Origin of the sequence: Prevotella ihumii (assembly GCF_900155655.1) — a bacterium.
In the GTDB taxonomy this organism is placed as follows: Bacteria; Bacteroidota; Bacteroidia; order Bacteroidales; family Bacteroidaceae; genus Prevotella; species Prevotella ihumii.
In genome coordinates, this window is record NZ_LT706987.1 from 3,055,514 (window position 1) to 3,068,810 (window position 13,297).

Sequence of the window (13,297 nt, forward strand, 5' to 3'; positions counted from 1 at the left end):
CGTTTTAATATGATTGTAGTTATGCTGCTTATTTAGCTTTGCCAATAGGAAGACTGTAACCAATGGTAAGGCTGACAGTCTGAAGATTATTCATACGCTCCTGATAGCCATAGTCATTGGCACTGGTGCGGAGCATATCATTAAATTCGAAACCGTATTCCAGTCCTGCCTCAAGACCGTTCTTTATATCAACATAGCCAATTTTTATAGTAGGAATGAATACTACTCGTGCTTTGACAGATTCTCTCAGATGATCCTGGGTACGTTCAGCCTGCTGTCGGTATACCTCTCCAATGCGGTCATTGGTGAAGTCGATATTACGGCTGCCAAACGGAATAGCGGCACTAATTCCTGCTCCCATATAGAACTTTGGGAAAGCATAGAAACGAAGCAGGACTTGTGGAGTAATGAAATTATAATGAAATCGTGTAGTCTCGGTTACATTTTCAGGTATCTTATGCTCTGTCAGCTTGCTGAGAATACGGGTGTAATCAATGCCCAGCTCAGCACCTAATCTACGATATTGCCATGTGCCAAAGATTCCAATACGAGGATTTACACCACCACGTTCACTCATTGTGAAAGTAGGGCGTATATCATAGTTTTCAATAATACTGCTTAATCCTGAAATGCTGAAATAACCAACTCCAGCTCTGAGTCCTATCCGAAAAAGGTGATAGTGAGGAAAAGAATAAGTTATCAAAGATGGTGTATCTTTCGGAATTTCCTCTACTATGGTGGGCTGGCTATTCATAGAGTTGTCAAGAACATGTTCACCTGTTTCCAGATTTGTTGGCTCATTGTCTGGTTCGCTCATCTCATGTTTTCTAATGGCTGTTTTATCGTTTACAGATGAAACGTCAGTTGATAACGATGGAGAAAGGATAGGCTGCTCTGACGAGGAATGTTTGCCATTAGCGGTTTTCCTTGTCATGCTTGATTTTTTAATTCTCCTTGTATTGATACTTGTAACGTTTCGGGACACATTCCCCAGCTTATTATATACACAATATGAACGTCCCGAATCTTTCTGCACATTTGTCTTGTCTAAAGAAGAAGAGACATGCGGTGTAGTAGATTGTGATAATGCCTTGTCTGCTGTCTTTTGTTCTATACGCTGCTCAGACTCTGGTTCGTCATTAACACAGCGTTCTATACCAAAAAGAGTAGCTATGCCAAGAAAGATTCCTGCCAGAATATAACGTTTTTTTCTGTTGCTCTTGTCCCTCATAGATAAGCTCATAAGGGCTAAAGTTTAAAAAGATAGCTGATACTTAGCTCTATGTTCTGTCCATGGGTTGAATGTTCTGCCCAGTTATAGTCATTACGTTCTGTCTTAATGGTAGAGTTCAATCCGTGAAAGTAACGTAAATCTAAAGCCCAGTGGTTGCCAATTTCATATCCAAAACCACCGCCAACGGCAATATCTGGCTGCCCTGTTAACTTCTCTTTCATTAGACGTTCCGTCTCATCGACAGTGGCAAAATGATAGTTTGCAAACTTACTTTCTTCTTGATTACTCTCGTAAGATATGCCCTTGCCATTAAGGTTAGCTCCCGCGCGTCCTCCAATTGAAATATTGAAGCCTTTGCGCCAAGGATAAATCTTCAACAGAGCAGATACGCCAATGTAATTATAACGAGGTGTAACTTTATAGTTTAACTCCTTATTATCATTATAGACAAGCTGTGAAGCCTTCTGCCAATAGCTAAATCCACCTTCAACACCTATGATGGAACCATCGACATGATACTGAGCAAATACACCAACTGTTGGCGTAAGCTGCCACTTGTCTTTGAAACTGTAATTGGAATAATAGTCTTCAGGAACAAGAATCTTATCCAGACCAGTAGTGACAGACATGCCGCCACCCAAACGGATGCCTAACTTGAAGGTGGAATCCTGCGCAGATAAATGCCCGCATGAGAGACATAGTGCTAATACGGTGACTGACTTGATGATGTTCATATTGCTAACTGTTTGATAATTTTTGCAAAAATACGAAAAACAGTGAAAATCAACCGCAACTGTCGTAAATTTAACATTTTTGTAGGCTTAATTCCCTGTAAAAGGAATGAATAGTATGAAAAACTGTGGACGAGAGGTAAAATCCATTGAGTTTGTTGGATATTTCATTTTTAGTTACTATCTTTGCCGTATCTATTGGTCTTTGAAGCATTGCAGAATAAAGAAAGGAAAAGAAACTCGCTCGTTTCTTAATCGTTCACCTTAATTATATCATATATTCTGCTTTCTATTAGTAATCAGCCAATTACATTCATACCCACTACTTTCATTTTGGAGTAGCACAAAAATTGTGTACCTTTGCTCCGAGGTTAATTGATGATATTTCACAATACAAAGTTAATTAATCTTGGGGAGACAGAGGTCTCCCTTTTTTATTTTTTAAGCATTGCTTGTTGATTTTCCACTCATGGGGGCTGCTCGCCCCAAATCCCTCGGTGTTTTCTGGTATAGATTATTAAGCTAAACCTACACCTGAAATTGCAGTTCTATGTTGAACTTGCGTACCCTCTGTTTGTTTCATTTTAACATTTCAATCTGTGAAATAGAATTGTTTTGTATTTCGTATTTATAGTTTCAAAACACGTATTGTTGATTTGTGCGTTCCCAAAGTTTAAGTTTGGGAGCCTCAAACATATATGTATTGCATTGTCATAGTTCAACTTTGGTGGGCTCATAGTTCAACTTTAGGTTGCTAAAATACCACGAAACACCGCATATTTTGTTGGTTTTGTCGTTTTTATAGTTTTATGTTTCCAAAGTTTCGGGTGCATTGTTTTGCACATATTACTTATTATGTGTGTTAATGTTCTGTTTATTAAGTGTTTACGATTGCACACAAATTTAGCCCAATCTTGTGTGCAATATGTCTTTATGTTCTAAATCTGTGAAATATGGCATGATGAATTAACATTTCCGTTCTATAAATCAGAAAATATGAAGAGAATAACCGACAATAAATATAAGGTTGGTGGGGCACAATTGTGCTAAATGATGTTTTGTGCGTAAAGATGCGCCAAAAAGTTTTAGTAAAAACGTCGTTTTAGAAGTGCAGAATTAGCGTTGGTGATGCAACTGTAAAGGTTGTTTTGCGATTTCTTTACAGCATTATTTGACAAATTCCTTAATTCCGCAGTATTTTTTCTTGTGAGAAAACTTTATATGTTGAGATGTCTTTTTGGGGCTCTATATGTTGATATGAGGTACTTCGGTGTTTTTTGGTCTTTTCTAAGCATAAAATCCCCCACCCAAACCAATGGGGAAGTATGAAAAGCCACAAAGAAATGATGTTTATTCAATGAAGACCTCAGCGTAGTAGGTTTTATTTGTATATAGGTTCAGAACGTTCTGCCTTCCAGTGCGCACCCATTTTGCTGGTACGCTGACAAAATGGAGGATAAAGGCTTTCAGCCTGCTTGTCTTTTTCAATGGCTTGACCTTATCGCTGATATGACGGACGAGATAGAAGTTCTTCAGCATGGCGGTAACCATCATGAAAACCATGTTCTCAGCCATAAAGGAAAATGGAAGATGTGACCAGCCGAAGTCATTGTTCTGTATGTCGAAGTTCTTTTCGCTTGCTCCACGCTCATTATAAAATGTAATGATGTCTTTCTCGGTAGATATCCAGTTATTGGTGAGGATACAGCGGTATGTGTATATTACTCCGAACATATCTGTCTGCTCCCTGCCATCCTTGTCTTTCAAAGGACTACGCTGTACGACAAGCCTGTATGACTTTCCTTCTATTAAGTTGTCTATGCTGACGGAGGTGACATCGCATCTCTCATAATCAACCTCAACACTCTTCCATTCTTTCAGCTGGCGGAAGTCCTCGTGTCGGCTGCCGCAGTTGGATGCACGTATATAGAACGTGTTGCAGCGCTGCTCTACGGTTTGGATAATTTCCTTTGAGAACGATCCGCAATCAGCACGGAAACGCTCTATTACCACACCAAGTTCTGAGGTTACACGGTCCATAATGGAGCGTGTCTTCTTAATGGAATCTCACATTGGTGTTTCCGTCACGATTCTCACCTCCGACTATGATTCCCCCAATGGAAGCCCAACCAGGGAAATAGCCAAAGTCCTGCTTGTAAGAATATTTTGCATCGAACTTGTGGGCTGGAATAAACTGGTGATCAAAGTCTAAGTCTACATGACTGCCCACCTTTATAAGCCCCATTCTCTGTATCATCCGTAATAGTAAGGTGTTCAGCTTCTCTGCCGTGTTGAAACTATACGACTTGCCGGAGGTCTCGCTCTTGTAGACAATGTTCTCTTCAGCAAGCTCCTTTAGTCCGCGCCCCACAGTGTCGGCACCGGGTAACAGCGTATCAGGTCTCTGCTTGAACTGCCCAATAAGCGCATTGATGTCCTCAAGGCATTCTCCACCACAAAGGTAACTGAAGAAGAGAGAGCCGAAAATACTTCCATAACAGAATGCTTTGCCGCTACTTCCACGTTTGCCCAATACAGATTCGGTAAGTTTTTCAAAGCCCAACTTTGAGAAAACGTCCATAATATGATAAATTCCACCGAAAGAAGTGATATTCTCGTTTTTAATTGCTACCTTTGCCATATTAGTTTTTTGCTTACTTGTTATGTTTACAGCACCAAGATAGGTGAAATTTCTGACATATCCAAGTGTTTTGAGAACTTTGTTTCTCAGGCACTTGGAGTTCTCACAAGAATTTATGCTACGGAATTAAGGTATTTATCGGAATATGGAAAAGATTAATCGAATAAAAGCTGTGCTCGCAGAAACCGGGCACACGGGAAAGTGGTTGGCTTCTCAATTAGGGAAGGATCCAACGACAGTCTCAAAATGGTGTATAAATAAGATTCAACCAGATCTTCAAGTGTTGTCAACGACAGCTTCACTATTGGATGTCAATATCAGAGATTTATTGGTTGACTCTAAAAAATAAGAGGAGAGTGACGATGCAGACAGAGAAAACCTACAACTTGACCTTTACAGCTGGCACACTTCTCTTGAATGAGACTTATGCCGTGGCCGAGGCCTATCTGGAGAGTGGATGCGACTGGGGAAAGACCCAAACCATTACTTTCGAGCAAAATCTAATGGCCAAAGATAAGGTCAGTACCAACCGACGCTTCTTTTCGCTGGTGAAACAACGTATCTCGGTGCTGAATGAAGAGGAGCTTGATTTGTTGGCCAACAGCACTGTGCTTATTCGCCGACAGATGTTGCTGCTGGCCATTTGCAAGGCACATGCACTAATCTTTGATTTCATCTCCGTGAATGTGCGCGACTGTTTCTTCGCTATGCAAGAACGAGTGACGCACGCTAATTTCAATGAGTTTTTTAATGAAAAGAAATATGTGCATCCCGAGCTGGAAGCAATCACCGATCTCACGGTTGCAAAGATTCGTCAAGTGGTTTTTCGCATCTTAGAGCAAGCCGAGCTCATAGAGTCTATCGATACGGGGCTGATTCAGCGACCTTACCTCTCAGAAAAAGTCGAACGGGTCATCGTCAAAGACAATCCCAAATGGTTGGCTGCTTTTCTCTATTCAAATAACGAAATCAATAATGCCTGCAGTTTGTATGAATAATATAGATATGGATACCCTCTTCGAAGGGGTTTATCAGAAGCTCATTTCACCCGACTTCGGCAAGAATTTGGGCGGAGAATTACCGTTGTTCATTCAGCCTATCCCCAATGCGGGACAGACTGAACTGAATGCACAAACAGAACGCTTGACCACGCGCCTTTCCAAGAAAGGGAAAACAGCCCTCACCATCGACCTTTATCAGCTCTGCATGACGCTGTTGGAGGAAGAAGGTGCGTTAGAAACCATTCTGGAAGAAGAACCTAACATCGCATCCGAAGATATTGTCTCTACGATTGACAGCATTTTAGATATGAAATCGGTGGTAATCCCTCGTATCAGTGAACGTATTCAGACTGAGAACCCCAACTATGTGTTCATCACAGGCGTAGGACGTGCTTATCCTTTCGTGCGTTCGCATGGCATCTTAAACAATATTGACGAACTGGCCAAGGGGAACAAGCTCATTCTCTTCTTCCCTGGCGAGTACAACAACTTACAACTCTCTCTCTTCGGAATCATTTCGGATGAGAACTACTATAGAGGCCACAACCTCGATGACTGCTTAAGCTTGATGAGCGTAAGCGAATAAATAAGCTCAAAATCTAACAAAGCTAATTTATAGAACCAGCCTAAAAGTTACACTTGATAAAATCTAAAACAATGATACAGGAACAAATTTACAAGAAGGATATTAACCGCGTAATCGACGGCGTAATCAAGGCCGACAGCGTGGCCAAACTCAAAGACGAAATCACAGAGTATGTCATTACAGGTGAACAGCTTAAACTGCTGCCTTGCTTGTTTAATACGTTAGTGCCACCCCGGCAGCCCAACTGTGTATGGATTTCCGGCGATTTCGGTAGTGGTAAGTCTCACTTGCTGAAAATTCTCTCTTATGTTCTTGAAAACAAATACGAGATTGAGGGCCGTCTCTGTGGCGACCTCTTTGCAGAAAAAGCGGCCGACGATTTTGAGCTGGAGGGACAGATTCAGAAGGCCTGCAAAGTGCCTACTGAGTGTGCTTTGTTTAATATCCAGGAGTTGTTCGATGGCTTCGGAAAGAATGCCAGCGATCCAGTGCTCACCATCTTCCTGAAGGTGTTCAACAAGAAGTTTGGTTATGACGATAAGAAACCTGAAATTGCAGAAATCGAACGCTATTTCGATAATAAGGGCCAATACCAACATCTCAAAGCAATGTACCAGCAACGCTTCGGAAAGGCGTGGGAAGACGACCGCAAGTCCATCCTACTCAACCTCCATAAGTTGGCAGAGGTAGTGGCCGAACTCGAAAGTACCGACAAGGATACCGCCGAGAAGAACCTTCGTGCGCAGATTCAGGGTTTCAAGATGGATATTGATGGTTTCGTGGCCATTGTGAAGGAGTATTTGGCCAAACAGCCGGCCGGTAGCCGTTTCATCTTCTTTGTCGACGAGGTGGGTCAGTTCATCGGCAAGGACGTACATCGTATGCTCTCCCTCCAGACCATAGCCGAAGGTTTGACTGACAAAACCAAGGGCCGTGCCTTCTTGGTAGTGACTTCGCAGATGGATATGGATGCCACGGTGGGTGACCTGAATGCGCAGCAGAGCTATGACTTCTCGCGTATTCAAGGCCGTTTCACCACCCGTATCAACCTGACCAGCGCCAATGCCGATGAGGTGATTCAGCGTCGTCTGCTCGAAAAGAAGGACGAGCCTAACCGTCAGCTCTGCCTCGAATACGACAAGCAGAAGAACATCATCCGCAGCCTCTTCAACTTTGGCGACCAGAGCCAGTTTAAGAATAACTATAAGAGCGATGAGCAATTTGCCATCTCTTTCCCCTTCGTGGATTATCAATTCGACCTCCTGCAGGCTTCCATCATCGAGCTGAGCAAAAACAATGCCTTCAGTGGTAAGCAGCAGTCGGTAGGTGAACGAAGCATGCTCACCATCACCCAAGCCGTGGCCCAGCAATACAAGGACAAGGATTTGAGTCAGATTGTGCAATTCTGCGACATGTACGAAGGCTTGCGCGGTGTGCTACAAACTAAAATTACCAACGATATTCAGCAGGCAGAGCGCACTTTGGGCAACGAACTCGCCTTGAAGGTGCTCAAAACGCTCTTCTTAGTGAAATATGTCAAGGGATTCCCCTCTACGCTCGACAATATCACTCGTGTGATGCTGCCCACGCTCGACACCGACTTCCCTGCTTATCGCAGCCACATCCACGAAGCTTTGAATAAGCTCGTGCGCCAGTCGTACATCGAAAAAGGGGCTAACGAAGAGTACCACTATCAGACCAACGAAGAAAAAGATATTGAGACTGAAATCAAGAATGAAGAACTTCGTCCGGAAGCCACCAATGAGGAGTTGAAGAAAATCTTCCGCGATGAGATATTCCCTGATTCCAAGATTAAACTCTCTGCCTATAAGATATTCCCCTATGGTCGAATGGTTGATGAGGTGCAGGATGGCCGTGACGCAGAGATGTTTATCCATTTCCTCACGCCGCTCAACAACCTCAGCGAGACTGACCGCAATAATCTGTGCATGTACTCCATGCGTCACCCCAATCAACTCATTGTAGTGTTGGGTGAAGATAAGGACCTGCAAGACGACCTCGTGATGTTCAAGAAGGCCGACAAATGTCTCACTCGTTTGCTCTCCAGCAATGATGAAGGCTATCGTCAGCAGATTATCTCGGATAAGCGTCGTGTCAACAGCCGTCGTCGCGAAGCTATCGTAGATCGCCTCACACAACTTACCAAGTCTGCCAAATTATTTATTGGTGGCAACGAACTCACCGACATCCATTCGCAAGACATCAAAAATCGTCTAACCGATGCTATGAAGTGCCTTGTAGAGCAGGTCTATACCAACTTGAAGATGCTCACCATCGAGTACGATGATGCCATGCTCAAGAGCATTATCAATAGCACCACCACAGGGTCAGTCTTTGGTGGAATGCAGGAGGATGCTTGCAGCATGGAAATCTTCAACGAAATCAGTAAGCAAAAACGCATAGCTGTTCGTACGAAGATTAAAGATTTGGTAGAATATTTCAAGGGCAATACCTATGGTTGGTACGAGACGGCTATTCTTTGCATCATTGCGAAGCTCTATAAGCTGGACAAGATTTCGTTCCGCTGCAATGGACAACCCGTGGCCGATCGCGACCTCTATAATGCCTTGACCAACTCGATGCAGCAAGCCACCACCCTGGTAGATATTGAAGAGGCCATCACCCCTGCACAGGTCAATCAGTTGAAAGGCTTTTATAAAGAGTTTTTCAACGATGAGAGTTGCACCGCTCAGAGTGCCAAGGATGTACATACAGCCTTCATTGAGCGTCTAAAACGTGATATGGAGGAGTATCGTTTGCTCTCCGATCGCCATCGTTTTGAGTTCGTCAAAGGTTTGGATGAAGTCATGGATTCGCTTTGCGAACTTTCAGCCCTCATTTACCCGGGCCTTTATCAGAACAAGAAGAAGCTGGAGGATACACTGGACGACAAACTTGACATTGCCGATGCCATTCGCAACTTTACCAAGAGTCCACAGTTCAACATCTTCAAGCAGGTGGAAGTATGGACTACCGGCAACCAAGCTAACCTCTCGTATGTAGCCCGTGAACAGCGTGAGGCGCTGACGGCCATCTACCAGAGCAAGGAGCCTTGGAAGTTGATGACAAGAGCCAATGAAGTGATTCAGACCATTAAAACTGAAATCGAGGAATTGCAGGCCGCAGCTCGCAATGAAGCGATAGCAGCCATCAATAGCAAGCTGGCTTCCATCAAGGCAATTCCTGCCTACACGAAGATACCCGATACGTTGCGTACGCAGGTGGAGAGTTTCTTTACCCTTTTGACAGACATAGCCCAAACAGACCGCTTCATCGGTAACCTCAAAGCCATGAAGTCGGACATCGATAGGGCTTACGACAATAGCGTGAAGTCTATCAACGCTTGGGTGGAAGAGCAAGCTACCAAGCCCGCACAACCTGCGGCTGCAGGAGGCGGACAATCGACACCTGCGACTCCTGCCCACACCATCAAGGCGGTAGTAGGTAGAGCGAAAGCCATGAATGTGGACTTCGATAAGCCCGTGCTGGAGACCGAGGAAGATGTGGAACAATATCTGGCTGCCCTTCGCACCAAGATGCTGTCCTTTATCCGTGATAACAAGAACATTATGTTGAACTAACTTGCGCCTAACGCTTATGGCAACAAATACCGCTGCACTCAAAACTTTTGCGCAGCAAACCCGCATCAAACTTCGTTCGCTCATTGCTACGAAGATGGAATATATCCTGACTCAGGACACGGCTGAACTCCGTGGCTTTGAGTCGCAGATTCAGAAACTGAAAGACGAGATCGCCGCCAAGGGGCGTGACCTTGTGGTAGAAGAAGTGGCTTATACGTGGTTCAACCGCGTGATGGCACTCCGTTTTATGGATGCTAATGAATATACCTCGCCCCGAGTGGTGACACCGGGCACTGGGCAGATGCGTCCGGAGATCTTGCAAAATGCTATGGCAGGCAGCGTGGATGAGGATCTTCACCTGCGTCCCGAGGACTTGTCATTACCGGAGGCCAAGCTCTATCGCAAGTTATTGGTGGCTTCGTGCAATGCTTATGGCGCGTCGATGCCTTTCCTCTTTGAGCATATCAGCGACTATACGGAACTGCTCCTGCCGGATGATCTGCTGTCGGAGCAGAGCTTCGTGACGGACATTCGTCGCGGCATGACGGACGAGGATTGTCAGAATGTGGAGGTGATGGGTTGGCTCTATCAGTTCTATATCACCGACCGCAAGGCAGATGCTGAGACCAAGAAATCGAAGAAAGGTGGACTGAAGAGCGATGAGCAGGCAGCTGCCACCCAGCTCTTCACGCCTCACTGGGTGGTGCGCTACATGGTGGAGAACTCGTTGGGCCGCATCTGGATGACACTCCATCCCGAGAGCCGCTTGGTGGATGAGATGCCTTACTATATCCCTACGCCCGAAGGGCAGACAGACGTGATCCCCGAGGACATCCACTCCGTGAAGGACATCCGCCTGATCGACCCCTGCGTGGGTAGTGGCCATATTGCGGTCTATGCTTTCGACCTCTTCACGAAGATGTACGAGGAGGAGGGTTATCAGACGCATGAAATTCCTGCAGAGATTCTTACGCACAATATCTATGGCATCGACATCGACCGTCGTTGCTACCAGTTGGCGTGCTTTGCACTGACCATGAAGGCACGTGCTTACCATAGTCGCTACCTTCGTCGTCCGGTGCAGCCCAATGTGATGGCGCTCCAAACGATTGACCACGATACGATTGCTTCTACCGGTGACTGGAGCAGCAAATCAACCCTGTGGCAGATGGAGTATGTAGATACCATTGGTTCGCTGCTTCAGATTTCGCCGGAGGAGTGTGCCGCGATTCAGGTGGAAGAAGGACTGTTTGTCGAACGCCAACGGATGTTGAAAAAACAGGCGGAGTACCTGAGCGGGAAGTATCATTGCGTGGTGACGAACCCGCCGTATTTGGGGAAAGGAATGGGAGATGAGTTGAAAGGCTATGTTTCTGAGCATTTTCCCAATTCCAAAGGTGATGTTATGGCGACATTTATGGAACGATGCTTAGAACTTGTTTCTAAAGCAGGGAAAGTCGGAATGATAAATATGTTATCATGGATGTTTTTATCTTCCTATGATGAATTCCGTAAAGATTTATTAATCTCATGCTATATAGATTCATTATTGTTATTAGGAGCTCATGCATTTGATGAAATTAGTGGAGAGATAGTGCAATGCACAACTTTTATATTAGCTAATCATTCTTCAAATAGTGGGAGTGTTTTTTTTAGATTAATCGGTGGTAAATGTTCTGCTGATAAAGAATCAACATTTCTCAAGGCTAAAAAAGATCAAACAGACAATATTTATTATTCCAATATCTCAAAGGAAAAATTCGAAGATATTCCAGGTTACCGTTTGGGATTTTGGTTGAATAAAAAACTTGTTTCTATATGGAAAAATCAAGTTCTGAATGATGACAATTTGGTAATTAGACAGGGCTTAGCTAGTGGATCAAACGAGCGATTTATTAGGCTTTGGCATGAAATCAATAGTAATACTATGGGATTTGAATTTAATTCAATAAACGAAGCTATAGAATCTTCTAAGAAATGGTTTCCATACAATAAAGGTGGAGATGCTCCCAAATGGTTTGGAAATAATTACTATGTGCTTTCCTTTGATGAGAACTCTTATAATGCTCTGTCTCAAATGGGCAACAGGCTACCATCTAGGCATTTGTATTTTAAGGAAGGTTTAGCTTTTCCTCGTTTGGGCAACGGACATTTTAATTCTCGATTTACGCCTAAAGGTTTCATTTTTGATTGTAATGCTCCGATGGGATTTGCAGAAACAGATCTTTTATATAAATTAGCTTATTTGAACTCCAAAGCTATTGACCTGTTTCTTTCCGTTCTTTGTCCAACTCTTACATTTCAAGTTGGAGATGTTAGATTATCTCCATATACAAAGGATAAGAATAATGAAGTTGAAAAACATGCAGTAGATTGTATCTCCATCTCTAAGCAAGACTGGGACTCTCACGAAACCTCATGGGATTTTCAACAGAATGAACTCCTCTCTCTAATAGGCCAATCTGATGAAGACCTCAAGCACCTTGCATCGCTGCAAGCCGCTTGCACTAACGTAAACGTCTTGTTGAGTGACCTCGTAGATAAGTATCATACCAAGTGGACAGCCTTGTTTATGCAGCTCCACACCAATGAAGAAGAACTCAACCGTCAGTTCATCGATATCTACGATCTGCAAGACGAGCTCACCCCTGATGTTCCCTTGAATGAAATCACCATCCTGCAAAAAGGCGAGATTGACATCGAAGACGGAGAGATCGTGTGGAACGATGCCGTTATCATCAAGCAACTCATCAGCTACCTCGTAGGCTGCTTTATGGGTCGCTACAGCGTAGATCGCCCCGGCCTCATCATCGCCTCGCAGCACCAAGACCTGACGAGCCTTGGCCTTAAAGTGGAAGGCATCGATAATGGAGCCGAAGGCCGCCTGCTCATCGACGACGACGGCATTGTGCCCATCCTCGAAGGCGAATATTTCAACGATGATATGACCGTACGTATCGAGGGAGCCATCAAGACCCTCTTTGGAGAAGCCCACTTCCAAGAGAACCTGAAGTACCTCGAACAGACCTTAGGCAAGAGCCTCCGCGACTACCTCTTTAAGGACTTCTTTGCTAACCATATCGATGGTAAGATGTATCAGAAGCGTCCCATCTACTGGCTCTTCTCCTCGAAGATGGGTGACAAGAACAAGAAGGGTTACTTCAAGGCCCTGGTGTATATGCATCGCATCGAGAGCGACACCCTCTCCAAGCTCCATGCCGACTATGTGACGCCCTACATTGACAAGATCGAGCAGCAGAAGCGGGAAGCCGAGGATCAAGCCGTGCGTGACGACCTCAGTCAGGCCCAGCGCAACAAAGCCACGAAGCAAGCCGACGAATATGCCGCCGCCCTGCGCGAAGTCCGCGAGTTCGCCACCATCCTTGCCCAGATGTCCACTCAGCGCCTCACCATCGACCTCGATGATGGCGTGCGAGTGAACTATCCCAAGTACTATCCGCTGGTGGAACCCATCAAAGGACTGGATAAATCAGAAGATTAA

General features: G+C 44.5%; 7 protein-coding genes and 1 pseudogene. 5 read left to right on the forward strand and 3 right to left on the reverse strand.

The window, feature by feature from the left end:
* Positions 1 to 28: 28 nt before the first annotated feature.
* From CZ367_RS13260 to CZ367_RS14555, 3 genes and pseudogenes are all read right to left on the reverse strand, one after another.
* Complete coding sequence (locus tag CZ367_RS13260; protein ID WP_077197241.1) at positions 29 to 1,231, reverse strand: PorT family protein; 1,203 nt, start codon at positions 1,229 to 1,231, stop codon at positions 29 to 31.
* A gap of 17 nt (positions 1,232 to 1,248) precedes the next feature.
* Entirely contained in the window at positions 1,249 to 1,968 is a 720-nt protein-coding gene (locus CZ367_RS13265) for a porin family protein (RefSeq protein ID WP_077197242.1), read from the reverse strand.
* Between the two features lie 1,347 nt (positions 1,969 to 3,315).
* Positions 3,316 to 4,606: pseudogene (locus CZ367_RS14555) on the reverse strand (IS1380 family transposase).
* Positions 4,607 to 4,751: 145 nt separating this feature from the next.
* Between CZ367_RS14555 and CZ367_RS13285 the strand changes: the two are divergent.
* The 5 genes from CZ367_RS13285 to pglX all read left to right on the forward strand — a co-directional run bounded on the left by CZ367_RS13285 (position 4,752) and on the right by pglX (position 13,297).
* A complete protein-coding gene (locus CZ367_RS13285; RefSeq protein ID WP_077197243.1) occupies positions 4,752 to 4,955 on the forward strand; it encodes a helix-turn-helix transcriptional regulator in 204 nt (67 codons plus the stop codon).
* A 13-nt stretch (positions 4,956 to 4,968) separates the two neighbouring features.
* Positions 4,969 to 5,604 (forward strand): DUF1819 family protein, encoded by a 636-nt coding sequence (locus tag CZ367_RS13290; RefSeq protein WP_077197244.1) that lies wholly within the window; start codon positions 4,969 to 4,971, stop codon positions 5,602 to 5,604.
* Positions 5,597 to 6,193, forward strand: coding sequence for a DUF1788 domain-containing protein (locus tag CZ367_RS13295; RefSeq protein WP_161942335.1), 597 nt, complete (start codon positions 5,597 to 5,599; stop codon positions 6,191 to 6,193). Before CZ367_RS13290 ends, CZ367_RS13295 begins: the two co-directional genes overlap by 8 nt.
* A 71-nt stretch (positions 6,194 to 6,264) precedes the next feature.
* Positions 6,265 to 9,795 carry a BREX system P-loop protein BrxC gene (gene brxC / locus CZ367_RS13300; protein ID WP_077197246.1) on the forward strand — a complete coding sequence of 1,177 codons (3,531 nt, stop codon included), beginning with the start codon at positions 6,265 to 6,267 and terminating at the stop codon, positions 9,793 to 9,795.
* Between the two features lie 16 nt (positions 9,796 to 9,811).
* Positions 9,812 to 13,297: a BREX-1 system adenine-specific DNA-methyltransferase PglX gene (gene pglX, locus CZ367_RS13305; protein WP_077197247.1), complete on the forward strand. Its 3,486-nt coding sequence runs from the start codon at positions 9,812 to 9,814 to the stop codon at positions 13,295 to 13,297.

Bases quoted from the DNA above. Each gene is read 5' to 3' on its own strand.
- CZ367_RS13260 (WP_077197241.1), bottom strand. From the start codon at position 1,231: ATGAGGGACAAGAGCAACAGAAAAAAACGTTATATTCTGGCAGGAATC.
- brxC (WP_077197246.1), top strand. From the start codon at position 6,265: ATGATACAGGAACAAATTTACAAGAAGGATATTAACCGCGTAATCGAC.
- pglX (WP_077197247.1), top strand. From the start codon at position 9,812: ATGGCAACAAATACCGCTGCACTCAAAACTTTTGCGCAGCAAACCCGC.
- CZ367_RS13290 (WP_077197244.1), top strand. From the start codon at position 4,969: ATGCAGACAGAGAAAACCTACAACTTGACCTTTACAGCTGGCACACTT.
- CZ367_RS13295 (WP_161942335.1), top strand. From the start codon at position 5,597: ATGAATAATATAGATATGGATACCCTCTTCGAAGGGGTTTATCAGAAG.
- CZ367_RS13285 (WP_077197243.1), top strand. From the start codon at position 4,752: ATGGAAAAGATTAATCGAATAAAAGCTGTGCTCGCAGAAACCGGGCAC.
- CZ367_RS13265 (WP_077197242.1), bottom strand. From the start codon at position 1,968: ATGAACATCATCAAGTCAGTCACCGTATTAGCACTATGTCTCTCATGC.